This window comes from Planococcus sp. A6 (genome assembly GCF_028823615.1).
Lineage (GTDB): Bacteria > Bacillota > Bacilli > Bacillales_A > Planococcaceae > Planococcus.
The window spans coordinates 1-25106 of the sequence record NZ_JAPEHT010000043.1; the positions used below are offsets into that span (position 1 = coordinate 1).

The 25106-nt window shown below is 48.6% G+C and carries 26 protein-coding genes and 2 pseudogenes; 21 read left to right on the plus strand and 7 right to left on the minus strand.

Annotated elements, in window-relative coordinates:
- Positions 1 to 147: 147 nt before the first annotated feature.
- Positions 148 to 588: a peptidylprolyl isomerase gene (locus ON064_RS08195; protein WP_058381931.1), complete on the minus strand. Its 441-nt coding sequence runs from the start codon at positions 586 to 588 to the stop codon at positions 148 to 150.
- Between the two features lie 75 nt (positions 589 to 663).
- Positions 664 to 1455 carry an SDR family oxidoreductase gene (locus ON064_RS08200; RefSeq protein ID WP_274624375.1) on the minus strand — a complete coding sequence of 264 codons (792 nt, stop codon included), beginning with the start codon at positions 1453 to 1455 and terminating at the stop codon, positions 664 to 666.
- 155 nt (positions 1456 to 1610) lie between these two features.
- Between ON064_RS08200 and ON064_RS08205 the strand changes: the two genes are divergently transcribed.
- Positions 1611 to 2597, plus strand: coding sequence for an NAD(P)/FAD-dependent oxidoreductase (locus tag ON064_RS08205; RefSeq protein WP_274624376.1), 987 nt, complete (start codon positions 1611 to 1613; stop codon positions 2595 to 2597).
- Positions 2598 to 2651: 54 nt separating this feature from the next.
- Here the strand turns inward: ON064_RS08205 and ON064_RS08210 are convergent, their stop codons facing one another.
- On the minus strand, positions 2652 to 4157 hold the full coding sequence (locus ON064_RS08210) for a BCCT family transporter (RefSeq protein WP_274624377.1): 1506 nt from the start codon (positions 4155 to 4157) through the stop codon (positions 2652 to 2654).
- Positions 4158 to 4457: 300 nt separating this feature from the next.
- Here ON064_RS08210 and ON064_RS08215 point away from each other — a divergent pair, with 300 nt between their 5' ends.
- The 10 genes from ON064_RS08215 to ON064_RS08260 all read left to right on the plus strand — a co-directional run bounded on the left by ON064_RS08215 (position 4458) and on the right by ON064_RS08260 (position 12047).
- Complete coding sequence (locus ON064_RS08215; protein WP_274624378.1) at positions 4458 to 5276, plus strand: LysM peptidoglycan-binding domain-containing protein; 819 nt, start codon at positions 4458 to 4460, stop codon at positions 5274 to 5276.
- Positions 5277 to 5486: 210 nt separating this feature from the next.
- On the plus strand, positions 5487 to 6242 hold the full coding sequence (locus ON064_RS08220) for a gluconate 2-dehydrogenase subunit 3 family protein (protein ID WP_274624379.1): 756 nt from the start codon (positions 5487 to 5489) through the stop codon (positions 6240 to 6242).
- 19 nt (positions 6243 to 6261) lie between these two features.
- On the plus strand, positions 6262 to 7974 hold the full coding sequence (locus ON064_RS08225) for a GMC family oxidoreductase (RefSeq protein WP_274624380.1): 1713 nt from the start codon (positions 6262 to 6264) through the stop codon (positions 7972 to 7974).
- Positions 7975 to 7993: 19 nt separating this feature from the next.
- Positions 7994 to 8221 (plus strand): twin-arginine translocase TatA/TatE family subunit, encoded by a 228-nt coding sequence (tatA, locus tag ON064_RS08230; RefSeq protein ID WP_112232934.1) that lies wholly within the window; start codon positions 7994 to 7996, stop codon positions 8219 to 8221.
- 10 nt (positions 8222 to 8231) lie between these two features.
- Positions 8232 to 9119 carry a twin-arginine translocase subunit TatC gene (tatC, locus tag ON064_RS08235; RefSeq protein ID WP_274624381.1) on the plus strand — a complete coding sequence of 296 codons (888 nt, stop codon included), beginning with the start codon at positions 8232 to 8234 and terminating at the stop codon, positions 9117 to 9119.
- Positions 9120 to 9208: 89 nt separating this feature from the next.
- Positions 9209 to 9676: a GNAT family N-acetyltransferase gene (locus ON064_RS08240; protein ID WP_274624382.1), complete on the plus strand. Its 468-nt coding sequence runs from the start codon at positions 9209 to 9211 to the stop codon at positions 9674 to 9676.
- A 157-nt stretch (positions 9677 to 9833) separates the two neighbouring features.
- Complete coding sequence (locus ON064_RS08245) at positions 9834 to 10340, plus strand: GrpB family protein (RefSeq protein WP_274624383.1); 507 nt, start codon at positions 9834 to 9836, stop codon at positions 10338 to 10340.
- On the plus strand, positions 10340 to 10753 hold the full coding sequence (locus ON064_RS08250) for an NUDIX hydrolase (RefSeq protein WP_241663111.1): 414 nt from the start codon (positions 10340 to 10342) through the stop codon (positions 10751 to 10753). The genes ON064_RS08245 and ON064_RS08250 overlap by 1 nt, the downstream gene beginning before the upstream one ends.
- A gap of 70 nt (positions 10754 to 10823) precedes the next feature.
- On the plus strand, positions 10824 to 11000 hold the full coding sequence (locus tag ON064_RS08255) for a hypothetical protein (protein ID WP_274624384.1): 177 nt from the start codon (positions 10824 to 10826) through the stop codon (positions 10998 to 11000).
- Positions 11001 to 11096: 96 nt separating this feature from the next.
- Positions 11097 to 12047 carry a magnesium transporter CorA family protein gene (locus ON064_RS08260; RefSeq protein WP_121300849.1) on the plus strand — a complete coding sequence of 317 codons (951 nt, stop codon included), beginning with the start codon at positions 11097 to 11099 and terminating at the stop codon, positions 12045 to 12047.
- A gap of 17 nt (positions 12048 to 12064) precedes the next feature.
- Here ON064_RS08260 and ON064_RS08265 read toward each other — a convergent pair whose 3' ends face one another.
- Together ON064_RS08265 and ON064_RS08270 are read right to left on the minus strand one after the other, a co-directional pair.
- Positions 12065 to 12376 (minus strand): hypothetical protein, encoded by a 312-nt coding sequence (locus ON064_RS08265; RefSeq protein ID WP_058381919.1) that lies wholly within the window; start codon positions 12374 to 12376, stop codon positions 12065 to 12067.
- Between the two features lie 95 nt (positions 12377 to 12471).
- On the minus strand, positions 12472 to 12807 hold the full coding sequence (locus tag ON064_RS08270; protein WP_274624385.1) for a winged helix-turn-helix transcriptional regulator: 336 nt from the start codon (positions 12805 to 12807) through the stop codon (positions 12472 to 12474).
- Positions 12808 to 12930: 123 nt separating this feature from the next.
- Between ON064_RS08270 and ON064_RS08275 the strand changes: the two genes are divergently transcribed.
- Entirely contained in the window at positions 12931 to 13779 is an 849-nt protein-coding gene (locus ON064_RS08275) for a VOC family protein (RefSeq protein ID WP_274624386.1), read from the plus strand.
- Positions 13780 to 13818: 39 nt separating this feature from the next.
- Here the strand turns inward: ON064_RS08275 and ON064_RS08280 are convergent, their stop codons facing one another.
- A complete protein-coding gene (locus ON064_RS08280) occupies positions 13819 to 14064 on the minus strand; it encodes a hypothetical protein (protein ID WP_112232941.1) in 246 nt (81 codons plus the stop codon).
- Between the two features lie 126 nt (positions 14065 to 14190).
- On the opposite strand from ON064_RS08280, the gene ON064_RS08285 reads away from it, so the two are divergent.
- The 3 genes from ON064_RS08285 (at position 14191) to ON064_RS08295 (ending at position 17436) form a co-directional block, all read left to right on the plus strand.
- The gene (locus ON064_RS08285) at positions 14191 to 15243 is read left to right on the plus strand and encodes an NAD(P)H-dependent flavin oxidoreductase (RefSeq protein WP_274624387.1); all 1053 of its coding nucleotides are present in this window, start codon (positions 14191 to 14193) and stop codon (positions 15241 to 15243) included.
- 70 nt (positions 15244 to 15313) lie between these two features.
- Positions 15314 to 16159: a DUF368 domain-containing protein gene (locus ON064_RS08290; RefSeq protein WP_274624388.1), complete on the plus strand. Its 846-nt coding sequence runs from the start codon at positions 15314 to 15316 to the stop codon at positions 16157 to 16159.
- Between the two features lie 143 nt (positions 16160 to 16302).
- The gene (locus ON064_RS08295) at positions 16303 to 17436 is read left to right on the plus strand and encodes a CAP domain-containing protein (protein WP_274624389.1); all 1134 of its coding nucleotides are present in this window, start codon (positions 16303 to 16305) and stop codon (positions 17434 to 17436) included.
- Positions 17437 to 17481: 45 nt separating this feature from the next.
- On the opposite strand, the pseudogene ON064_RS08300 reads toward ON064_RS08295, so the two are convergent.
- A pseudogene (locus ON064_RS08300) lies at positions 17482 to 18275 on the minus strand (undecaprenyl-diphosphate phosphatase).
- A 148-nt stretch (positions 18276 to 18423) separates the two neighbouring features.
- Here ON064_RS08300 and ON064_RS08305 point away from each other — a divergent pair.
- The 6 genes and pseudogenes from ON064_RS08305 to ON064_RS08330 form a co-directional block, all read left to right on the plus strand.
- Positions 18424 to 19482, plus strand: a pseudogene (locus ON064_RS08305) (AI-2E family transporter); the annotation flags it as partial.
- Positions 19483 to 19562: 80 nt separating this feature from the next.
- The gene (locus tag ON064_RS08310; RefSeq protein ID WP_274624390.1) at positions 19563 to 20006 is read left to right on the plus strand and encodes a MarR family winged helix-turn-helix transcriptional regulator; all 444 of its coding nucleotides are present in this window, start codon (positions 19563 to 19565) and stop codon (positions 20004 to 20006) included.
- Positions 20007 to 20009: 3 nt separating this feature from the next.
- Positions 20010 to 22631 carry an MMPL family transporter gene (locus ON064_RS08315; RefSeq protein WP_274624391.1) on the plus strand — a complete coding sequence of 874 codons (2622 nt, stop codon included), beginning with the start codon at positions 20010 to 20012 and terminating at the stop codon, positions 22629 to 22631.
- 114 nt (positions 22632 to 22745) lie between these two features.
- Complete coding sequence (locus tag ON064_RS08320; RefSeq protein ID WP_058381909.1) at positions 22746 to 23198, plus strand: hypothetical protein; 453 nt, start codon at positions 22746 to 22748, stop codon at positions 23196 to 23198.
- The gene (locus ON064_RS08325; protein WP_274624392.1) at positions 23198 to 23650 is read left to right on the plus strand and encodes a GNAT family N-acetyltransferase; all 453 of its coding nucleotides are present in this window, start codon (positions 23198 to 23200) and stop codon (positions 23648 to 23650) included. The genes ON064_RS08320 and ON064_RS08325 overlap by 1 nt, the downstream gene beginning before the upstream one ends.
- A gap of 122 nt (positions 23651 to 23772) precedes the next feature.
- Positions 23773 to 25106, plus strand: a 1334-nt coding sequence (locus ON064_RS08330) for a serine hydrolase (protein ID WP_274624393.1), incomplete at its 3' end; no start/stop codon positions are given.

Genomic DNA, 25106 nt, shown 5'->3' on the forward strand with positions numbered 1-25106 from the left:
CAATGCGAGCCCTCCGGAAAGCGTGCCTCTGAAACGCAGTCGAAAATCGGAAGCATTTCTAATCTCTAATCATTTAATCTTTTATTATCCCCCTTAAAATCCAGCAAAACAAAAAACGTGCCGCAGGGGCACGTTTTTTATAATGGATTATTCAGCGTCAAAGACGTGGACTTTCTCCATTTTGTCGCCGTTTTTCATGGCTTTTGCAGTTTCAAGGCCTTTTGTTACTTGGCCGAATACTGTGTGTACGCCGTCAAGATGCGGCTGTGAATCATGGACGATAAAGAACTGGCTTGACCCAGTGTCTTTGCCGGCATGTGCCATAGAGAGGCTGCCTGGCTGGTGTTTATGCGGGTTGCCTTCTGTTTCGCATTTGATTGTCTTGCCGCTGCCGCCCATACCTGTTCCAGTTGGGTCGCCGCCCTGGGAAACGAAACCTGGGATAACGCGGTGGAAAACAACACCGTTATAGAATCCAGAGTTTGCAAGCTCCTCAAAGTTTGCAACTGTGTTCGGTGCTTCATTCGGGAAAAGGTCGAATTCGATTACTTCGCCGTTTTCCATGTGCATGTGGCCTTTTTTCGCCATATATAACATCTCCTTTTCAATTGGTTCATCCCTTAGTATATCGGCTTTTGGTTCTACTGCCTACTGATAAGGGGCTTACAGCGCTTTCAGGAAGCCGCCGTCGACGACGATGGATTGGCCGGTGACATATGAATTGGCAGCAGAAGCCAAAAAGACGACTGTGCGGGCGAATTCAGCGGGCTCGCCTAAGCGGCCGGTTGGAATCTGCGCTTCTGTATTCTTCAATACTCCTTCTGCTGTAATGCCTTGCCTTTTGGCTGCGGCTTCGTTAAGTTCTGCGATGCGGCCAGTGGAAATCTTGCCAGGTCCTACAGTGTTAACCATGATATTATCGCCAGCCACTTCCCGGGCAAGTGTCTTCGCGAAGCCGACCATGCCAGCGCGCATCGTGTTGGACAAGATCAAGCCGTCAATTACTTCTTTTGTAGAAGAAGAAGAGATATTGATGATGCGGCCGAATTGCTGTTCTTTCATATAAGGAAGCACTTCGCGGCATGTGCGGATATAGCTCAATAAGTTTTGGTCGAATGCCGCATACCAATCGTCATCGCTCATATTGTCAAATCCGCCAGCTTTAGGACCGCCTGTGTTATTGACCAGCACATCGATGCGCCCGAATTGTTCGTTGACTTTATGGAATAATTGCTGGATGTCTTCAGCTTTTGACATATCGCACGCATAAGCGTGGACCTGTTCATTTTTGCTTGTGCTGCGGATTTCTTCAGCAGCTGCGCTTGCTGAATCCTCACTACGGCTCGAGACGATGACAATCGCCCCTTCTTTAGCAAACTCCAAGGCAGATGCTTTGCCGAGCCCCTTGCTGGAAGCCATGACGACAACTACTTTTTCTTTTAATCCAAGATCCACATTTATCATCCTTTCCATTTGGTTCCTTGTTTCAGTTTACGATAGAATAGAGGGGATGGAAATGCTTGTTTCGGATTTCCGCCATAAGTCCAATGGCGGAGACCCTATATAGATGTGGTAGGATGGATATATTGATCAGATTAGGAGTGTTGGAAATGGAAGAACGTGAAATCTTCGATATTACAATCATCGGCGGCGGCCCAACCGGCTTGTTCGCTTCGTTTTACGGCGGCATGCGCAAAATGAAAGTGAAAGTGCTGGACAGCCTTCCGCAGCTCGGTGGGCAATTGATGGAATTGTATCCAGATAAATTCATTTATGACATCGGCGGCTTTCCGAAAGTGTTGGCAAAAGATTTGGTGGATAATCTGGTTGAGCAGGCCAAATATGGCGATCCCGAGATCTGCCTGGAAGAAACCGTAGCTTCAGTCGAACGGGAAGACGAGTATTTTGTCATCACGACGGACAAGGGGACGCATTATTCGAAAGCGATCCTTTTGACGGCAGGAGTCGGGGCTTTTCACCCGCGTAAATTGGCAGTCGATGGCGCTGAACAATTCGAAGGCAAGACTTTGCATTACGGCGTAAAAGATTTGACCTTGTTCAGCGATAAAAAAGTCGTGGTCCTTGGTGGCGGCGACTCAGCGGTCGACTGGGCGATGATGCTTGAGAACGTGGCTTCGCAAGTGACTTTGAGCCATCGCCGCGAGAAAATGACGGCTCACGAAGCGAATATCGATACGATGATGCAGTCGACGGTGGAAGTGAAGAAGCCTTTCAATGTCAAAGAACTGGTTGGCGAAAACGGCGAAATCCGTGAGCTTGTGCTGGAAGACAAAGAAGGAAATGAAGAACGCCTAGAAGTCGACCACGTCGTCGTCAACTATGGCAACATCACATCTCTTGGCCCGATCAAGGAATGGGGCCTCGAAATGGAGAAGAACTCGGTCATCGTCAATTCCAAAATGGAAACGAACGTCCCGGGAATCTATGCAGCAGGCGACATCGCCACCTATGAAGGGAAAGTGAAATTGATCGCTGTCGGCTTCGGTGAAGCACCGACCGCCATCAATAATGCGAAATCTTACTTGGATCCGAAATCCAGAGTACAGCCTTTGCATAGCACGAGCGTATTTAAATAAAGAACGAAAATGCCCGGCAAGCTGATTCAGCTTGCCGGGCATTTTTATGTTCGATTACAAGGACTGTTTTTTCTGTTTCACTGCGACGGGATCTTGGCTGGCCGCTTTCAGGAACGCGGCCCCCATCAGCAGGACGACGACTGAGAACGGCAAGGCGGCGATGATCAAGGAATTCTGCAAGCCTTGTGTTCCGCCGCTGTAGACGACGATCGCCGCAACAGCTGACTGGATCAATCCCCAAGTAATTTTTACCAGGTTCGGCGGGTTCAATAAGCCGCCAGTCGTCTGCATGCCGAGTACGAATGTCGCGGAGTCAGCAGAAGTGATAAAGAAGATAGCCACCACGAACAAAGTCAAAATCGACATGACGGTACCGAGCGGATAATGCTGGAGTACGCCGAATGTGGCAGTTTCCAAACTGTATTCGGAAATTTTGTCGATTCCTTTTTGCTCCAAGTCCAAAGCAGAAGTCCCGAACACCGAGAAGAAAATAAAGCACACGAGCGACGGGACGACGAGCACGCCAAGCATGAATTCGCGGACGGTGCGGCCCCGGGAAATACGAGCAATGAAAATCCCGACGAATGGCGCCCAAGATACCCACCATGCCCAGTAAAAGACTGTCCAGCCGTCTACCCAGGCGCGACGGTCACTGTTCAATGGCTCTAAATTAAAGCTCATCGATAGGAAGTTGGAGAAATAGCCGCCGAGTGAATCGGCAAACATATTCATGATGTAAAGCGTCGGTCCGACAATCAGCAGCATGCCGAGCAGGATGAATGCTAACACCATATTGATGTTACTCAAATACTTGATGCCCCGCCCGATGCCGGACCAAGCGGAGATGATGAACAATAGCGTGGCGACGGCAAGGATCAATAATTGAAAGGCGAACGTATTCGGTGTGCCAAATAAGAACGACAAGCCTTCGTTGATTTGCGCAGAACCGAAGCCAAGCGTAGAAGCGACACCGATAACCGTCGCGAAGACGGCAAGTGTGTCGATCAGCTTACCGAGCCAGCCGCTCATCCGTTTTTTGCCGAATAGCGGAATGAGTGTCGCGCTGATGAGTCCTGGGGAACCATTATGGAATTTAGCGTAAGCAAGTGACAAAGCCACGAGCCCGTAAATGGCCCAAGCGTGAATACCCCAATGGAAAAACGAAAACTGCATCGCTTCCTTGACGGCTTCATTAGAGCCGATTTCAGAACGCGGTGCACTGATAAATGCGTGGGAAATCGGTTCGGCGGTCGTCCAGAAAACGAGCCCCATGCCCATTCCAGCAGAAAACAACATCGCGAACCAGGAAATCAAACTGAATTCCGGCTCGTCGCCGGCTTTTCCGAGTTTGATATCGGCAAACCTGGAAAAAATCAAATAAAGGCAAAAGATAAGGATGACGAATACAGAAGCCAGGTAATACCAGCCGAATGTGGATGAGATCCACGAAGTGAGCGCCCCGGTCTGCGCTTGGAAGTTTTCGGGCTCCAAAAATCCCCAGGCAACCATGGCCAGGCAGATGGCGATCGAAATCCAAAAAACGATCGTGACATTTTTCAAATGAGTTCCTCCTAAATTGAAAGCTGTGCTTTTCCACACGAATAAAGCCGTAATTAGTTATTCCCCAACAAAGGGAAGCTAATCCATCCTATCGTTATTAATAGAAGAAAAAAAGGGAAGATGGGCAAAAAAGCTTTATTTACAGCTGATAAGAGAGAATGTTCTGATTTATTACAGTCTGTCATATTTAAAAGAATGCCGTAATGTAATTGTTAAGTTTGAATGGTCGTCCTGTCATCTTCTTGCAATGCGCACATGTTAAGCTGTGTCTTGTGTTAGTGAAAAGGAGGAATTTCAATTATGAAAAAGCAAATCGTTACACTAACGGCAATCGCGGCATTAAGTGTAGGCGCAGCAACGACAGCAAGCGCTAATTCATCGTATACAGTTCAGTCAGGTGACACTCTGTGGGGTATCTCACAAGAAAAGAACGTTTCCGTTCAAAATCTTAAAAACTGGAACGACCTATCATCAGACTTGATTTTCCCGAACGAGACGCTCTCTGTTGAAGGAAAAGAACAGGCATCTAAGAAATCATCGAACTCATCATCTACCTATACAGTTAAAAGCGGCGACACTTTGTTCAAGATCGCTTCCGCTCATGGAATCTCATTGGATCAATTGATGAGCTGGAACAACATCTCCGGCCATATGATCTACCCTGGACAAGAATTCGCAGTTAAAGGCGCAGCAGCAAAAGCGTCAACACCTGCACCTGCACCAGCAGCAAAAGCACCAGCTAAAGAAGCACCAAAATCAACTCAAGCAGCACCAACACCTGCAAGTGCACCAGCGGCCGCTAAACCAGCAGCAGCTTCTACACAATCAGGTAAAGAAATGACAGTATCCGCAACAGCTTACACAGCTTATTGCGCAGGCTGCTCAGGCATCACGCGTACTGGAATCGACTTGCGTTCGAACCCGAACCAAAAAGTCATCGCAGTTGACCCATCCGTTATCCCACTCGGTTCAAAAGTATGGGTTGAAGGATACGGAACAGCTATCGCTGGCGACACTGGCGGAGCAATCAAAGGAAACAAGATCGACGTCTTCATCCCGACTCAAAGCGAAGCTTTGAAATGGGGACGCAAAAACATCACAATCAAAGTTCTAGACTAATATCTTTACAAGCTACAAAGCCGAGGTGACCATTCCCTCGGCCTTTTTTTATGTCAGCCCTTGCACCTATGCAAGGGCTTTTTTTTGTTAATTACGTCTTTTTTTTAATGAATAGTCAGAAATCTATTGAAATCAGCGTTAAGAGGCATATAATGTGGGGTATAGTTATTGAGTATTTATAATTTTTATACTTAAAAGGAGGCGCATGAGATGGCAGAGAAGAAAAATGTTTCCAGACGCGATTTCCTGAAGACGTCAGGAATCGCGGCAGGCGCTCTCGTCGGTGGAGGAATCATTGGCGGAGTAATCGGTGCAAATACCCGTCAGGATACAGCAGCTCCTAGTGGCGGGGAAGCTGGACAAAGTGGCGGCGCAGAAACAACCGAAGCAGTGCGCGGTTTGCAGTTTTTCAAGAACCAGTCGGAATTTGCAGTATTGCAGCAGGCGACCGAGCGGATTTTCCCGGAAGATGAATTGGGGCCGGGGGCAATCGGTTTAGGCGTTCCATTCTTTATCGATCACCAGCTGGCAGGCAGCTACGGCGAGAACTCGCGCGAGTATATGCAACCGCCATTTGAGGTAGGCGAAACAACCCAAGGCTATCAAAGCCGTTTGAAACGCAATGAATTGTTCAGGCAGGGACTGCAAAAAATGCAGCAGGAAGCGCAAAGCCGCTTCGAAGCTAACTTCGTCGACCTTGAAGGAGAGCAGATGGATGAAATTTTAACAGCATTCCAAGATGACGAAGTGGACATGCAAGGGGCCAACGCCCAATTCTTTTTCCGCCTTCTACGGCAGGCGACTTTGAACGGGGCATACGCCGATCCGATTTACGGAGGCAACCAGAACATGGATGCTTGGCGCATGAAAGGATTCCCAGGACATCGCCCATCTTATATCAATGAAATCGAGAGCGAAGACTTTGTGGAAATGGATCCGCATTCAGTGGGAGATATGCTGACTTAAATAAGAAGGGGGAGTACGTATGGCGACGACGTTAGATAAAGTAGATGTAGTGACAGTAGGGGTCGGCTGGACCGGCGGAATTATCGCTGCTGAATGTGCTAAAGAAGGCTTGAAAGTTATGGGGCTCGAACGCGGGCAAGAGCGTTCGACTGCTGATTACTCGATGGTTCATGATGAATACCGCTATGCTATCCGTTATGAATTGATGCAGGATTTGTCGAAAGAAACGATTACATTCCGCAACTCCAGAAACCAGAAGGCATTGCCGATGCGTCAATTAGGTTCTTTCCTTCTAGGAGAAGGTCTTGGAGGTGCAGGGACTCACTGGAACGGGCAAACTTGGCGCTTTTTGCCATATGATTTTGAAATCAAGTCCATGACGGATGCGAAATATGGTGCCAATAAACTGCCTCCAGAATACACTTTGCAGGATTGGGGCATCACGTATGATGAACTGGAGCCTTATTTCGATAAATTCGAAAAAACAGCAGGTATTTCGGGTGAAGACAAAAACCCATTCTGGGGCACACGCTCTTCAGATTATCCAACGCCTGCGATGAAGAAGACACCTTTGCTGTCGAAGTTTGAGACGGCTACTAGCAATCTCGGCTATACGCCGTTCATGATGCCTTCCGCCAACTTGTCGGAAGCTTATGAGAATCCGGATGGCCAGCAAATCGCTGCTTGCCAGTATTGTGGATTCTGTGAACGTTTCGGTTGTGAGTACGGCGCAAAGACATCACCTGAAATTACGGTTGTTCCTGCTGCGCGTGAAACTGGCAACTACGATATCCGCTTCGGGGCGAACGTAGTGGAAGTATTGAAAGAAGGCGATCGTGTAACAGGCGTACGCTTCATCGATACAGTAACTTTTGAAGAGTTCATTCAGCCGGCGGAAGTCGTCGTATTGACAAGCTATGTCATGAACAACGCCAAGCTTTTGATGGTTTCGGAAATTGGTGAAATGTACGATCCGGAAACAGGTCAAGGTTCACTCGGGAAAAACTACGCATACCAAATTCTTCCAGGTGCTTCCGGCTTTTTCGAGGATCAGATGAATGTCTTTATGGGAGCGGGAGCGCTTGGCATGACCATAGATGATTTCAATGGCGATGCTTTCGACCATAGCGATCTTGACTTTATTCACGGAGGCAGTATTTCCATGACTCAAACCGGTTCACGTCCGATCGCTTCAAATCCGCTGCCTCCCGATACGCCAGCTTGGGGTGCGGATTTCAAGAAAGCATCCATCGAAAACTATACCCGGACATTGTCAGTTGGCTCACAGGGCGCATCAATACCGCACCGCGACAATTACTTGACGCTTGATGGCACTTACAAGGATATTTATGGAATGCCGCTCTTGCAATTGACTTACAACTTTACAGACCAGGACCGTGCATTGCATAAATACATCACGGAAAGAACTTCTGAAATCATGCAGGAAATGGGCGCGAAAACGGTCGTCGGCAGATCACCGATTTCCGATTACGACATTGTCCCGTATCAAACGACACATAATACAGGCGGTACCATTATGGGGGGAGACCCCGCAACAAGTGTTGTGAACAATTACCTGCAGCATTGGGATATGGAAAACCTATTTGTTGTAGGTGCCGGAAACTTCGCGCACAACGGCGGCTATAACCCTACCGGTACAGTAGGAGCACTTGCATATCGCTGTGCAGAAGGCGTCATCAAGTACAGCCAAGAAGGCGGTTCTTTAGTTTAATTCGTGAGGAGGAAAAGATATGGGTGGAATAGCTTCAATCGGTGTACCAGGCTTGATCATCATCTTGGTCATCGTGTTGATTATTTTCGGTCCGAAGAAACTGCCGGAAATCGGTGGGGCCGTCGGCAAGACTTTCGCAGAATTTAAACGTTCGACGAAAGGGCTAATGGACGATGATGATGAAGACGATAAAGATAAAAAAGACAAAAAAGAAACAGCAGAAACGAATAAAACCGAAAGTTTATGAAGGTGGTTAAATGGATCCGTACGGAGAAAACAATCTGATCAGTCCCTTGCATAAGAAAAAGGCGAGCGAAGATCCGGCGGGACAGGCAAAGCAGAAAGCTGACTCCGGAACGGAACATGAGACCGGAGGCGCGCCGAAAGAGCCGAATCCGGGAGGGGGCCAAAAACCCCCTGAAGAGCCGGAAGACAGAGTGGAGACCTTAGTCGACCATCTGGGGGACTTGCGGAAGCAATTAATTAAAAGTGCCATAGTCTTCCTATTCTTCTTATTGCTTGTATTTTCCACACTGAATTTCTGGTTTCCTTATGTGGTAAAAGGCAATGACCTGGTGATTCTCGGCCCGCTCGAAGTCGTGAAATTCTATACGTCGATTTCCGCCACGATGGCGCTCGGCTTGTCGCTGCCGTTTTTGATCCATTTCATCTGGCAGTTCGTCAAACCGGGACTTGAAGAAACCGAAGCGAGATTTCTCGGTTTGTATTCGCCGGTTATGCTGTTATTGTTTGTATTCGGTGTCGCTTTCGGCTATTTTATTGTCAACCCGTTGAGCTATCAATTCCTGATCGGCCTAGGGGCAGCGAATTTTGATGTAATGATTTCGGCAAACGAGTATGTTCATTTCTTGATCATGACCACGATTCCGCTTGGCTTACTATTCGAAATGCCTATCTTGGCATTGTTCTTGTCATCGATCGGTGTCTTGACGTCTGGATCGATGAAGAAAGTCCGGAAATGGTCGTATCTTGGCTTAGCGATTGTTTCCGCCCTGATCACACCACCGGACTTTCTTAGCCAGCTGCTGGTTTTGGTTCCGATGGCTGGGCTTTATGAAGCCAGTATTTATGTGGTGAAGAAAATGGAAGCACGGAACGAACGCATGGAAGATACGACTGTATAATGGAAAGAAAAAAGGGCTGCCCAAAACATCATGATATGATTTGGGCCAGCCCTTTTCCTGTATTGCTTACTAAAAAGGAGGACATAAAAATGCCGATGGAAATCAGAGAAATCGAAGACTTGCGCGAAGTGGATGCTAGGGATCTTGTGGAGGAAAGTGAATCTGAAGGATACCGTTTCCTGAGGAGGCTTGTCGATCAGTACGAGGACGGAAGCAATCGCTTCGACCAACAAGGTGAAGTGTTGTATGGCGTGTTCGATCCGCATGGTAAATTGGTGGCAATCGGCGGGCTGAACAGGGATCCTTATTCCACGAAAGAAGGCATAGGCAGGCTGCGGCGCCTTTACATTGCGGAAGCAGTGAGAAGAGAAGGAATCGGGACGAAATTGCTGCAAACCATTATTGATTATGCAAAAGGCCAATTTAGTGAGCTGGTGGTGCGGACGGATTCCGCTTCAGCAGATTCCTTTTACCGTGCTAACGGCTTCTCGGGCGACGTCGGTTTGCCGGACGTTACGCATCGGCTCGTTTTGGAACAGCACGCTGCAAAAAAATAGGGTGAATTTCCTCATTACCTGTTTTTGAAATCATTCTTTAAATTTAACGAATGGGTAAACTCCCGTTTGCTGTATCACCTTTTCTTGTACAATGGGAGTCGAAGGGCTGCCATTTGGGGAAAGGTGATTTTTTGAGTTGCATCGGAGGTGAAAGAGAATGCGCAAAGTGACTGTAATTGCATATGACGAGGGGTGGCCGGCTGAGTTTGAAAACGCAGCAGCAGAACTCCGTGGAATGCTCGAATCCGACTGCCTGGATGTGCAGCACATTGGCAGTACCGCGGTACCAGGCCTTGCTGCCAAGCCGGTGATTGATTTGCTCGTGATCGCTTCCGATATAGAAGCCTTAGACCGCTTTGAAGAGGATTTCCGACACCTTGGTTATCAGTCAAAAGGTGAAAACGGGCTGCCGGGGAGGCGTTATTATGAACGTGGCGGCAATGAACGTACGCACCACGTCCATTGTCATGGGCAGGGGAATCCTGAAATTTTTCGCCATCTGGCATTCCGTGATTTTTTGAAAGCGAATTCGCAAGTGGCAGCAGCGTATGGTGAATTAAAGATAAAGTTAGCGCAACAATATCCTTTGGACATCGAACAATACATAAATGGAAAACAGGCGATGGTCCAGGAAATTGAGAAAAAGGCGATTGGAGAGATTTGATGGAAATGGCAAACTGGAAAGGCGCTGCTGGCGTCTGTGTAAATGAACGTGACGAAATTTTATTGGTGCTCATGAAAGCACCCGAAGAAGACAGCAAATGGTCGGTTCCTGCAAGCGGCATGGAAGCGGGCGAAACACTTGAGCAATGCTGTGAGCGTGAATTCGAGGAAGTGACGGGATTGACGGTCAAAGCAGGAGAAATCTTAAAAACGCGAGACGGCAATTATGAAAATGCTGCCGTGTCATTTGATTTGCAGTATTTTCGTGTTGAAGTGACAGGCGGCGAACTCACCATCCCGAAAGATGATTTTTTGATTGAAGATATCGCTTGGAAATCTATCGATGAAATTGAAAAGATCGATCTTGCCTACCCGGATGATTTGGAGCTTTTCAAATCGCTTGTTACAGCTTGAGTTCAGCAGGATTTAAAAAAATGAGGCTGGGGTAAAGAACTACAAACCAAGTTATCGGGAGGGCGATCGCATGGATAAGGAACGGAAATACAAAGAGGGCGAGAAACTGCTGCCGGATGTGGAACCGGACCGCCATCAGCCGCCGGATAAAGAATTGAATCCCATGCCGGACAGGGAGTTGGAATACGAAGAAAACTCCAACGAAAGATACCGGGACCAGACACCGGATGACAAGCAGAATGACTAAATCAACCGGCCGCTTACAATAGAGCGGCATTTTTTCATGTGGTTTGGATAAGGGAGGTTTCGAAACCTGTTCATCAGGAAGAAAGGGGGGAGGCCTATGCCGCGGCATCAATTTGCGAATGCAGTGTGGCAAGAAGAGAATGCGATGGAAGCAGCAGATTTTCGCCAATTGCTGACAGATAATCCGAAATTGCAGCAATGGATCGATCAATCGAAAAGCTTAACCGTCAATATTCTTCATGCCGACACTTCCCAAAACGGCGAGGAAGTCTTATGGGGTTCATTGATTTATAAACAAAGCCGCCATGCGCGAGATGCGCAGGATGTCTTTCACTTTTATGTGTCACCAGAACTATTGGTGACCAGTACGCTCGACTTCGAGGAAGACTTGGACATGCCGAGGCATTTGATGATCCAGCAGATGGAAGTTGCAGAATCGCCGATCGAAGTGATGATGATCCTGCTCTGGGGCATGGTCGGTTCGGTGTTGCATAAAATCGATGGGTTTGAAGAGCGTCTTCATCACTTGCTATGGAATATCAAAGAACATAATAACCGCAAAACCCTAGAAAGCATCGAGGAAGTGCGGCACGAAATCTTGTTATGGAAGCATTTGATCATGGGCTTCCGGGAAATTAGCATGGCGATTGAAGAGACCTTCGGTGGCGATATCCATGAAGGTAGAGAGTATAAGCGGACCGCTAAGCGGATTGATCGCTGTGTCATGCTCGTTGAATCTTATGAAGATGAAATCAGGAACATGGTCGATATGGAAAATGTCGTCGCCAATTACCGAGGCAATGAAATCGTTAAAACCTTGACTGTCCTGACGACTTTGTTTACTCCGGTTATGGCATGGGGCGCTTTATGGGGCATGAATTTCCGTATAATGCCGGAGCTTGATTTAAGATACGGCTATGTAATGTCGATTGCTGTCATCTTGATTTCTACATTTATGCTTTATTTGTACTTCAAGCAAAAAGGCTGGACCGGCGATATTCTCCGTTCGATCGACAACAAAGGCAAACCGAAACAAAGGCAGGACTGATTTCAGTCCTGCCTTTGTCATTTCGGTTTGTCTTTTTTCAGTTCCTCGAGCAGTTCGGTGTAGCGATGCAAGTCACGGTCGTCGTATTTGCCAATATAATTGATCAGCATTTCCTCGACATCCCGCCGTTGACGTTCGGCTGCGATGAGTTTTTCTTTCATCGACTTTTGCTTCCAAAGGATCGTATCTTCCACATCTTCCATTTTGTTGAGCATATCGATTTCTGCGAGCAGTACCAATGCGGCGTTCTTTTTCTCTTCGTACTTCTTCAATGCCTTGTCAATTTTCCGCGTGTCGTTCTCATAGGTCATATTGGAATACATCGACATACGCATACGCCTCCTCCGCCATTTATACTTTTACATTAACAGATATTAGAATATTCTGTCTATGGTAATGGGCAAAAAGATAGCGGAAATCCTCCTCATGGAGTGCTTTCCACCGTCTCTGCAGGCTCTATCCAATTTTGTGACCAGCGCTCGATTTCCTTCATGACCGGCTGCAGCGAAGCGCCTTTTTCGGTCAACGAATATTCGATCCTAACAGGGGTCTCAGGGTGGACGGTGCGTTCGACCAAGCCGTCTCCTTCTAAGTTTTTTAGCCGTTCTGACAGGAGGCGGCCGCTAATTCCGATTTCTTCCGTTAATTGGCCGAAGCGTTTGGGCTCGTCCATCAATTGATGGATGATCAGCCCTGTCCAACGCTGTCCCAATAAGGAGATAGCTGCTTCAAACCGTGGGCAAATTTCCTGGCTTTTCATGTTCACCGCTCCTTTTTCTTCATAATAGCATATCTGTATAGGAATGAAAAAACAGATGACTTGACGTAACTAGGTTATTAAAATATAATCAGTTACAAATAGTAAGTAGATGGAGGAATTGTAATGAATTTTCATCAAAAGCCTGTAAGCTATGTAGAAAGCTTAACTTTGAAAGTATTGGATTTGCCGGAAATGAGTCGTTTCTATACGGAAGTGTTGGGGTTTGAAACCATCGAAGAAAAGGAAAACGAGACCGTTCTCGGGGTAGGCGGGGAAGAGATCCTGACGCTCCAATCCGCGCCGGAGTTCAAGGCGAAAGCCGGCCGCTTTGCCGGATTGTATCATTTCGCGGTACTATTGCCCGACCGGAAAGAACTCGGCAAAATACTGCTCCATCTTCATGAGTTACGGATTCCGATCGGTTCTTCCGATCATCAAGTGAGCGAAGCGTTGTACTTATCGGATCCTGAAGGGAACGGCATCGAAATCTACCGCGACCGCGAACCCGGTGAATGGGAATGGCGCGGAGATCAGGTTCACATGACGGTCGATCCGCTCGATGTCCAGGAAGTTGCGCAAGCATCAAATGGCGAAAAATGGAGCGGCATGCCGGCGGGCACGGTGCTCGGGCACATCCATCTCCATGTGTCGGATCTTCAGGCAGCGCACGACTTCTATACCGGCGCGATCGGCTTCGGCTTGGTCGCGAACCTCGGCAATCAAGCGCTATTTGTCTCTGATGGAAACTATCACCATCATATCGGATTGAATATCTGGAATGGCACAGGCATTCCGGCCTTGCCGGATCAGACGGCAGGTCTTGGGTATTATGTCATCCGTGTCGCAGATGAACAAGCACAACTGGCCATGCGTGACCGCTTGCAGGCATACGGCGCTGAGGTTCGCATGGAAGGGACAACGCTCGAAACCGCTGACCCATCCGGCAACCGAATCTGCATTTTAACCGCATAAGAAAATCCCTGGGACTTGGTGTCTCGGGGATTTTTTGCATTAAGGTGCAGGGCACGAAGCGGATGCATCCGCGTATAATAAGGTTTGTGTAGAGCGCCCAGGCGCAACGGCTTGTTGGACGTTGCCCGTTTGTTCGGGCATTACGTGATCTCTTGTTTCCGTATAAGCTTGGAGCCGCTCCTGGTTTTGCCAGTCTTCAAAAGGTTCATTGTAAAAGCCCAAAAGGATCAATCCGCAAAATGCGGCAATCAACGTGATGCCAAGTAACGAAAGGAAGCCTTTCATGATTCAATCCCGCCTTCTCATAGATGCTGATATTTAGAACGCAGACCGTTCGGAAAAGGTTCCCGGTTGAAGAAATCCTAAAGACTGGGATACTGATAGGTAAGAGTGTGAAAGGGAGGGGTAAGCATGATTTCATTGAATACAGACATTTGCCGATTGCTCGGGATTGAGTATCCGATCATTCAGGCAGGAATGGCAGGGGGGCCGACCACTGCTGAACTGGTGGCGGAAGTTTCGGATGCAGGCGGTTTGGGAACGCTCGGTGCTGCCTATTTGGCACCTGAAAAGCTGCGGGAGGATATTTTAGAAATACGCAAACGGACTAACAAGCCATTTGCCGTCAATTTGTTCGCGCCTGTGCCAAAAGATGATTTCTCACGAATCGATGAAGTGAAACAAGCGCTGCAGCCAATCTACAAGGAACTTGCAATTGAAGAGCAAAACGCTGAATACCGCTCTCCAGATCATGGGGAAGAGTTGTTTCGCATTTGTCTGGAAATGAACGTACCGATCATTAGCACGGCGTTCGGTTCGCTGCCGCCTGAACATATGGCTTCTGCCAAAGCACAAGGCGTTACCGTCATCACCATGGCGACGACTGTTGGGGAAGCGTTAGAAGCGCAAGGCAAAGGAGCCGACGCTATCGTGGCACAAGGCAGTGAAGCAGGAGGGCATCGGGGCAGCTTTTCATTTGACCGGCATCCGATGGGCGCGCAAGTCGGCTTGATGGCATTGCTTCCACAAGTCGCAGATGCTGTGGACGTGCCGGTGATTGCGGCTGGCGGCATCGCAGACGGGCGCGGGCTGGTAGCGGCGCTCGTTCAAGTCGGAACGCGTTTTGTTGCAGCGAAGGAATCGGGTGCGCATAAGGCGTATAAACAAGCGATCTTTGACAGCGATGAGGAAAGCACTGTCGTGACCAAAAGTTTCTCGGGGCGACCAGCGCGCGGAATTAAAAATCGTTTCATCGAACAATTCGAATCCATGGGAACCCAGCCGCTGTCATTTCCGTCCCATAATACAGTAACGAAAGAAATTCGGGGGGCTGCGGCAAAAGCCGGCAATCCAGAATTTATGTCGTTATGGGCAGGTCAGGCAACAGGAGCAATGACGCAGGAAGAAGGCGCGGCGGAAATCGTCTCTTCCATGATGGATCAGGCACGTGCGCTCTTGCGGTAATTCGGCTCGAGTTTCCTGTTTCTGCGTGCTATACTGTTAAAAGTGATTTTGAAACGAGGAGATTGAACGAATGGAATGGAAAAATATATACCGCGGTATTTTGATGGGCATCAGCGATTTGATTCCGGGAGTCAGCGGCGGAACGATTGCCTTTATTCTTGGGATTTATGATCGCCTGCTTGAATCGATCAGCGGCTTTTTCAGCCGCGAATGGAAAAAACAGCTAGGCTTTCTCGTGCCTCTTGGCATAGGGATTGTCATCACCTTATTATTATTCAGCCGATTTATCGAATTTTTGCTGGAAAACCATTACGAAGCGACGCAATTTTTCTTCATGGGGCTAATCCTCGGGGTCTTGCCTTATATCATGAAGCAAGCGGAAGTGAAAAAGAATTTCACGGCGCGCCATTTGGTCATCTTGCTGGTCATCGGGGCAGCGCTTGCTTCCATGGCATTTATCCAGACCGATGACAATGTCGCACCGATTACGGAGTTAAGCTTGCCGACCTTCTTCCTGCTATTTTTCTCTGGCTGGATCGCGAGCATGGCGATGCTACTGCCTGGCATCAGCGGCTCGTTCATCCTGTTGTTGATCGGTGTTTATTCGACGGCCATCAACGCTTTGTCGACATTGAATTTACCAATCGTCTTGGCAATCGGTGCCGGCGTCATGGTCGGGTTTGTCGTCTCAAGTAAAGCGATTAGCTATTTGCTGGAGCATTTTACGTATGTGACGTATGCGGCCATCATCGGTTTGATCCTTGGCTCGCTGTTCGTCGTATTCCCTGGCTTTGCGGCCGATCCGATGACTTTAGTGACTAGCCTGATTACATTTACGATTGGCTTATTGTTTACGCTTTGGTTTAGTTCACCGAAGAAAACCGATATTACGAGCGAACACAATGTGGAAGCTTAACAAATGAAAATGGCAAAGCGGACAGTGAAAAGCACTCCTTTTCCTGTCCGCTTTTGGTATTTATTTAAGGGAAAAAGTAAAAAAGGCTTTTTGCTTTCCGGATTTCGCTTTTGCGATTACACTGAAATGAAGAGAAAGAGGTGATGCGTGTGCGGAAATTGTTTGGCATCCTGTTGCTCATAGTCTTGTTGTTTTTCACCCGCCCAGTATGGGAGGCGTCTGTCGAAGAATATGTCGACCTGGGCTTTTTGGACTCGGTGGATGAAGTAATCGGAAATGTAACAGCTGACACGGATGTTTCCAAAGCGCTCGATGAAGCCAAATATTTCACGACGCGCATCAGCCATCAACTGCAGGCGATGGTGACAGAAAGCTCAGCCGCCTTGCCTGAAGCGGTCGCAAAACCAGAGCTATCCGATACGGATTCCATGGTGGCGGTCCATAATGTCACACTTGGCATGAGCAAGGAGCAAGCCCAGCAAAAAGTTGGCTTGCCGTTGCGTCTAATGGAAAATGAATACGGAACCGATTGGCATAGCTATCATCAGGATTACCAGAATTATGTATTGTTGTCCTACGATGAGAACGGAGAGGTCAACGGCATGTTCACCAACCAGGATCTCATCTCTTCTACGGAAGGCTTCTCGATGGATTCGACCAAAGCACAAGTACGTGAGTTGTTCGGGACACCGCTGACGAGCCTGCAAAAAGGGCGTGTGCAATATATTCTGGATTCGCGCGATGAGTACGATTTGTTTGAAACAGCGGATTCCTATACAACGGTTTTTTATGACGTTCACGAAGGGGATACGGTCACGGCGGTCCAAGTTATCGACAAGGATTTGGAAGAGCAGCGCGGCGAGATTTATGCGGAGCCGTCACCGGAAGTGAAGGAAGGCTATGAATTTTTATTGTTCGAGCTAACCAATTCAGCGAGAATCCAGCGTGAGTTGCCGCTCTTGAAATGGGATGGTGAAACGATGGAGACGGCGCGTGACCATAGCCAAGAAATGGCTGAAGAGCGTTATTTTAGCCATACCAACCCAGATGGCCAATCACCTTTTGACCGCATGAAAGAAGATGGCATTACGTTCTTTATCGCCGGTGAGAACTTGGCGTACGGGCAGTATAGCGCCGTCTTCGCCCACGAAGGGCTTATGAACTCGATGGGACACCGGGAAAACATCGTCAAGCCCGACTTCGGCTATCTTGGTGTCGGCGTCGCCTTCAATTCAGACAAGCAGCCGTATTTCACGGCAAACTTCTTTAATCGCTAAGCAAAAACCCTCTATTGCATTTGCGCAATAGAGGGATTTTTTTAATTAGTTCAACAAGAACCAAGCGAGCACGACGAGTGGGCCGACGATAAAGCAGTAGATCGCAAAATACTTCAGCTGGCCTTTTGCCATGATGTTCATGAACCATTTCAGCGAGAAGTACGAAGCGACGAGAGAGCCGATGAATGCCATGATATACGGCACCGCCATCGTCGACAAATTATCATCATTAATGATGTCGGTGATGCTAAGCACAGCCCCGCCCAAACTGACTGGGATGAACAGCAGGAAGGAGAAGCGCAACGCTGTCTCTTGGTTAATGCCCCGTGCCATAGCGGCAACAATCGTTGCACCGCTGCGGCTGATACCGGGAATCAATGCGACTGCCTGTGCGCCGCCGATGATGATGGCATCCTTCATCGTCATATTGCCATCTTTGCGCTGGCCACGCATATTGCGGATCAGCCATAAGGCCAGACCGGTGATGACCAAGGTGACACCGACAGTAACGATCGTCGACAAGTAGGAGTCAATCGTATCCTGGAATAAGACGCCGATGATGCCTGCCGGGATGGTCGCAACGACCAAGTAAACGACAAACATGAAATCGCGCCGCGTTTCCGGCGTAATTTAATGTCGTCACGGTAAATGATCAAGACGGCGAGCAGGGAGGCGCTATTGACGAGCAAAGCAAAAGTCGAATTGCTGCCCTCGATTTCAACATCTAGAAAATACTGCGCAATCAGCAAGTGGCCACTCGAAGAAATCGGGATCGGTTCCGTAAGCCCTTGGAATAGCCCAAGCAGCAAGAATTTAATTGTAAGCCATAATTGTTCCATCTGTATGTATCCTCCAAATTCTATTCATTCTCATATCTACAGTCATAAGACGCGCAGTGCTTAAAAAAGTTCACACTACACAAAAACATATAATACCATATAATCATGATAAACTGGGTATACACATGGAAGAAAGGAAGTGTAATAGGTGACAAATAAATTATGGTTTCAAGCAGGCGTCGGAATCATCCTGACACTGGTCATCATTCGTTTATTCATCGAAGTCCAAGGGATTTTCGACCCGTTATTTATCATTGCGGGAACGATTTTCGTGCCGCTGCTTCTCGGGGGCGTCTTGTTTTATTTAACGCGTCCGTTGCTGTACTTTTTGGAGAACCGCAAATTCCCGAAATGGGCCGCCATCTTAACTATCGTTCTCTTGATTGTTTTGGTCTTTTATCTATTATTTGCAATGGTTGGGCCGATGGTAACCAAGCAAGTCAACTCACTTGTCGACAACGCGCCGGGCATTATCAATGACGTTGAAGATTATACGCAGTATCTGCTGGCCCAGCGCGACCGCTTGCCGGATTCCTTGGAAGAACAAATCAATGACATGAGTGGCCAGATCGGCGACCGCATCGGGGATATCGGCGGATGGGTCGTATCGTTCCTTACGAGCTTCATCTCGGGCGTCATTACGCTGGTGCTCGTTCCGTTCTTCCTGATCTACCTATTGATCGACCATCGGAAATTCGTGCCGTTCATTTCCGGTTTTTTCAGCGGACAGCGCAAGCTATGGGTCATCAAGACATTGAAAGATATCGACCATACGCTGCGCTCGTATATCCAAGGGCAGCTGTTCGTCAGCTTCTTGGTCGGGCTCATGCTGTTGATCGGCTATTTGATCATCGACCTAGATTATGCGCTATTATTGGCGTTGATCGGAATGGCGACGAACGTCATCCCGTTCCTCGGGCCATACATTGCGGTTATTCCTGCGATGCTGATTGCCTTGGTACAGGATCCGATCATGGCGGTTTACGTCGCGATCATCATGTTGATTGCACAGCAGATTGAGAGCAATTTCATCACCCCGAACGTCATGGGCAATGCACTCGACGTCCACCCGCTGACAGTCATCACTTTGATTCTGGCAGCCGGGAACATCGCGGGCATTTGGGGAATTATTTTGGCGATCCCGTTCTACGCGGTAGTGAAAACGATCGTCAAAAATATTTACGCAAGGCGCCAGGAAATCCGCTCGGGCGTTTTTCTTATGGCGAATTGCTTGACGGCAAATGGTTTACCCCCTAAACTACTATTAGTTGAGGGGGTAAACCATTTATGGATATGCGCATTAAAGAAGCGGTCGAATTGTTTCAGGAAGTATTATTTTACGGGACGGAACGGGTCATCCGTTCGGTGGACAATCCGTTATGGGAAGAGTTTTCCCCTGAGCAGATGCAGTCGCTGAAATTGATTGGCAAAGAAGGCCAAATCACATCGGCAAGACTTGCGGTGCTACAGGGTGTACATAAAAGCGCCGTTTCGAACCGGACGAAAAAACTATTGCAAAAAGAATTGATTCAAGTCGTCCAGACCGCAGACCGGCGGGAAAAGCTGCTTGAATTGACCGATGCTGGAAAATCGGTCCTCGAGGAGTCAGATAAAGTTCTGGCGGAGTACTTGGAAAAACTGATGTCGGAACAAGTCGACGACCAGGAGATCGATCAATTTTTGGTGATTTTCAGAAAGCTCAGCGCAATCATGAAAACGGATGGAGTGTAAGGGATGCAAACGATACTGAAATTAAAATGGCCAATCATGATCGGGCTAATCGTATTGACGGCGGCATTGTTTTTAGTGGCGCCAAACTTAACGGAACAAGCGGAAGAAGCAGGCTCGTTCCAATTGTCCGAACAAGCGGACTCGCAGCGTGCGGCAACGATACTGGAATCGGCTGATGTATCGGGGCAGGCGATTTCATTGGTGATCGAACTGGATTCAGCGCTCGATGAAACAAGCGAGCAGCAGATCGCGGACATGAGAGCGGAAATCGAAGCGCTCGGCGATCCGGTGACGACCGTATTGGATCCATTTGAAAATGAAGAACTGGAAGCGCAATTGGTTGCAGAAGATCGACAGACGGTCTTGCTTCCGGTATCAATTGAAGGGACGGACGAAGAAGCGGCGGCACTCGCGGATGAAATCCGTGAAACGATTGTGCCCGACGATTTAACCGTCTACTTGACGGGTGAAGCAATCATCAACCAAGACGTTAACACCAGTGCGCAGGAAGGCCTGAAGAAAACCGAGATCATCACGGTAGTTTTGATTTTCGGCTTGCTGTTGGCGGTATTCCGTTCGTTTATCACGCCAATCATCCCGCTTGTGGCGGTAGGGCTCAGCTATTTGCTCAGCCAATCGCTCGTGGCATTTTTCATCGATTGGTTCGGCTTCCCGGTATCGAATTACACGCAGATTTTCCTGGTGGCGATTCTGTTCGGTCTCGGGACCGATTACTGCATCTTGCTGCTCAGCCGTTATAAAGAAGAACTGACAGAAGGAAAAGATGTGCAAGAAGCGATTCTGAATACGTACCGGACGGCAGGGAAGACTTTGTTCATCAGTGGATTCTCCGGTTTTATCGCATTTGCGGCTATCGGCTTTGCGGAATTCCCGATTTTCAAATCGGCCGTTGCTGTCGCAGTCGGCATCGCCGTCCTCCTTGTCGTGCTGTTTACCGTCATGCCGTTTTTCATGGCGGTGCTAAAAGACAAGCTGTTCTGGCCAAGCAAGGGCTCAGCTTCACATAAAGACAGCAAATTGTGGATTTGGATCGGCAAATTGTCCGTTAACCGTCCACTTTGGTCGATGCTGCTTGTGGCGGCTATTACCGTTCCTTTGTTGTTCTCCTATAATAATGACCTTTCATTTAATACAGTAGACGAAATCAGTTCGGATTATGAATCGGTAAAAGGCCTCGATGCCATTGAATCGGCATTCGGTGCAGGCAATACGATGCCGGTCCAAGTCGTCATTAAAGGCGAAGAAAGCCTGACGGCAGAAGAAACGATCCCGTATCTGGATGCTTTGGCGCAGGATATGGAAAAAGTTGAAGGTGTCGACATGGTTCGTGCCATTACGCGCCCTACCGGTTCGGTGATTGATGAATTTTTCGTCGATCATCAGCTGGGCCTTATTGCAGAAGGGCTTGAAGAAGCGAATGCCGGTATCGGCGAAGTCCAGGCCGGCCTTGGTGAAATTGAAACGAACCTGGAAACGATCAGTGGACAGGCAGGAGGCGCTGGCCTTCGCGAGTCAGCTGCAGGCTTGTCGCAAGTGAACGGGCAGCTTGAACAGATTTCAGGCGGCCTCCAGCAGACCGGCAATATTGAACAGACGGTCGGTGCGCTCGCTCAAGTGAATGCCGGACTTTCAGAAATTGAACAAGGCTTAAACGGCGGCGCTGGCCAATACGATGAATTAGCTGCTGGCATCGGGGAACTTGCGCAAGGCGTCGGCGCTTCATCAGACGGCCTTACGGAAATCAGCGACGGCTTGACTGAAATCGCCGATACACTGACAGGCATCAGCGATAGCGAAGCGGTGCGCGGCACAGGCATTTACCTGCCTGAAGGCACTTTGGAACAAGAAGAGTTGGAACCGCTGCTTGATCAGTATGCATTTGCCGATGGCGAAGGCATGTTGATGGAAGTGGTGCTCGAAGAAGATCCCTATTCTCCGGAAGCGATTGACATCGTCACGAATTTAAAAGAAGCGGCTGAGAGAAGCATTAACGGTACGCCTCTTGAAGACGTGGACATTGCATACGGTGGGGTGCCAAGTATCAATAGCGACTTGAAGGACATCTCCGAGAGTGATTTTACGCGTACAGTCAGCATTATGCTCATCAGTTTGTTCGTGGTATTGGCAGTGCTGTTGCGTTCTTTCATCATGCCGCTGTTTATGATCGGCTCTCTCTTATTAACCTATTACAGTTCGATTGCGATCACCGAGCTGATCTTCGTCGGATGGCTCGGTTATGACGGCATTACCTGGGCCGTTCCGTTCTTTGGCTTTGTCATGCTCGTCTCGCTCGGCATCGATTACTCGATCTTCCTACTTGATCGCTACCGTGAAGAAGCCCTGACGGCTGCAGACTTCTCGAAAGCGATGCACCGGTCGATGGCGAAAATGGGGACAGTCATCATCACGGCCGCTATTTTGCTCGCCGGAACGTTTGGCGCGATGCTGCCATCCGGAGTGCTCAGCCTGATGCAGATCGCAACCATCGTCATCACAGGCTTACTGCTTTACGGCTTGATCGTCTTGCCGCTGCTCGTGCCGGCGATTACCGTTTCATTTGCGGGCGGCGCTTGGTGGCCATTCGGATTGAAAAAGAAAAATTAAGTTTTAAGGGCTGTCTTAGTGGCAGCCCTTTTTCTATTATTTCGCAAACGGCGAAGCATGCCGTATGCATGTTATACTGAAGTCAGAAATCCAAAGAAGAAATGGGGATGTCCAGTGCTGACATTTGAGCAAAAACTAGAAGTGATCGAAGCGTTTCCGGAACTGACACGAAAAGAAGTGTCGATGAAACGAGTCAACTTCCAATTTGAAGAAAGCCTCTATGATAAGAAAAACGTGGTCTATCACCTTCACCCGAACGGCAACGGTTTTGTCTTCGTCGGTGATTTACCGCAATACGAAGCGGACAACCGCGGCTTGGTCAATATCCGCGATTTTTCAGCGAGCCAGTTGCGCAGCATCATCGCCGATTCGATTGATTACTTGGGCCAGGAACCGGAACCGCCATATGACAAGCGGTGGACCAATAGAGAAGGTGAAAAACTCGACCTTGTCTACGAAGAACCTTTCTGGAATATCTACACAGGTAAAAACCTCGAAGAAAGTTTCGGCACTTTCGATGACGCTGAAGATTATCTGCTCGACCAAGGATTCAGCGAGCGAAAATAATGAATATCCGAAAATTGGGAATGCACGAGGAATTGCCGCTCGGCCTGTTGCTGGAAGCGGATCCTTCTGAGCAATTGGTTCGCGACTATTGTTCTGGCGGCCATTGCTTTATCGCCGAACAGCAGGAAACCGTCATGGGCGTGTTCGTCTTGACTGCGCTGGATTCGGATACCGCTGAAATCAAAAACATTGCCCTCGCTGAGTCTGAGCGCGGCAAAGGCCTTGGCAAGCGCTTAGTGTTTTCAGCTCTCAAAGAAGCGAAAAAACTGGGTTTCTCGGCTGTGGAGATTGGCACAGGAAATTCAAGTTTGGCACAATTGGCGCTCTACCAAAAATGCGGTTTCCGCATGAAATCGATCGACCGGAATTTTTTCACCCGCCATTACGAAGAGCCGATTTTTGAAAATGGCTTGCAGTGCCGGGATATGGTCCGGCTCGATTATCGGTGGTAACAGGCGAATGCAGCAGATGCATTCGCTTTTTTTGTCTTTAAATGTCAAAAGGCCGGCTTCTGTGCGACGAAAAAGAGGAAAATTCTGACCATTTTCGGTATGCTGAGAGAAGAGGTGAGGACATGTTCAAGAAAGTGATACTGTACACAAACCGTTTGGATGAAATGAAAGGGTTTTATGAATACCAGTTGGGCTTCCGGATTGTTGAAGAAGACGACACGAGCTTTGCGCTTTCAATCGGCACGTCCGTTTTGGAATTCCGCCAGTCGGACCGAGCGTCTTTTTACCATTATGCGATCAATATTCCAGGCAACCAGTTCAGTTTGGCTAAATTCTGGGCGCGTGCGCGCGTTGAGCTGAACCGCCAGGAAGGCATGGACGAAATTTATTATTCGAATTTCAATTCCGATGCCTTCTATTTTCAGGATCCTGCCGGCAATATCGTTGAGTTTATCGGACGGCGTCACGTCGACATCATGGATGATTTCACAATCGATTCCTTGCTCGACATCAGTGAAGTCGGCATCGTTTCGCCATATGTCAAGGAAGTGGGCGAGTCATTGGAACGGATGGAAATTCCCGTACGCGGCAATAAAGGGATCGATGCGACAACGCTGAATTTTCTCGGCAAAGATCCCCATTTTCTGGTGCTCGTACCGCCAAAACGTACGTGGTTCTTCTCTAAGCTGAAAAGCGAAACGCATCCGCTTGCAATCGAACTTGCAGACGGGCGGATGATCGAGATCGATGCGGAAGGGCATATGGTGCAAAAGCAAGCAGATAATCCGGTTTCCGACTTAATGGAATCGGCCTCATTTTCAGGGACTGCACATATGGCCGGCAATGAAAATTGGTCGCTTGCCAAGGGATTCGCGAACCGTGCGGATGAACGGCCGATTGCTGTCGACAGCCGCTTTGGCATCGCGTCCGGCAGCAAGATCTTTACAGCCGTCGCTGTGTTGCAATTGGTGGAGCAAAACAAGCTCGAACTTTCAGCGAAGCTGTCAGAGCTATTGCCGAAGGCTTTCCCGAATTTCAATGCCACGGTTCACCAGCTACTGTGCCATACATCAGGCCTTCCTGATTACTTCGATGAAGAGGCGATGGATGCCTTCGAACAATTATGGCAAGAGATTCCGATGTACCGGATGGAGACGCCAGCTGATTTTGTGCCATTGTTCCGCGACTTGCCGCCTGTCGAAGAACCGGGGGCGCGTTTCCGCTATAACAACGCCGGCTATATTGCGCTCGGCCTGATCATCGAGCAAGTGACTGGCGAAGAATTCGCCGATTACGTCGAGCGGGAAGTGTTGGCGAAAGCGGATATGTCGGACTCGGGTTATTTCCGCCTGGATCGTTTGCCGAAAAATACGGCGTATGGATATATTGAGGAAGACGGCTCTTGGCGCACGAACCAATACGCGATTCCAGTTCGCGGTGGAGCGGACGGAGGCGC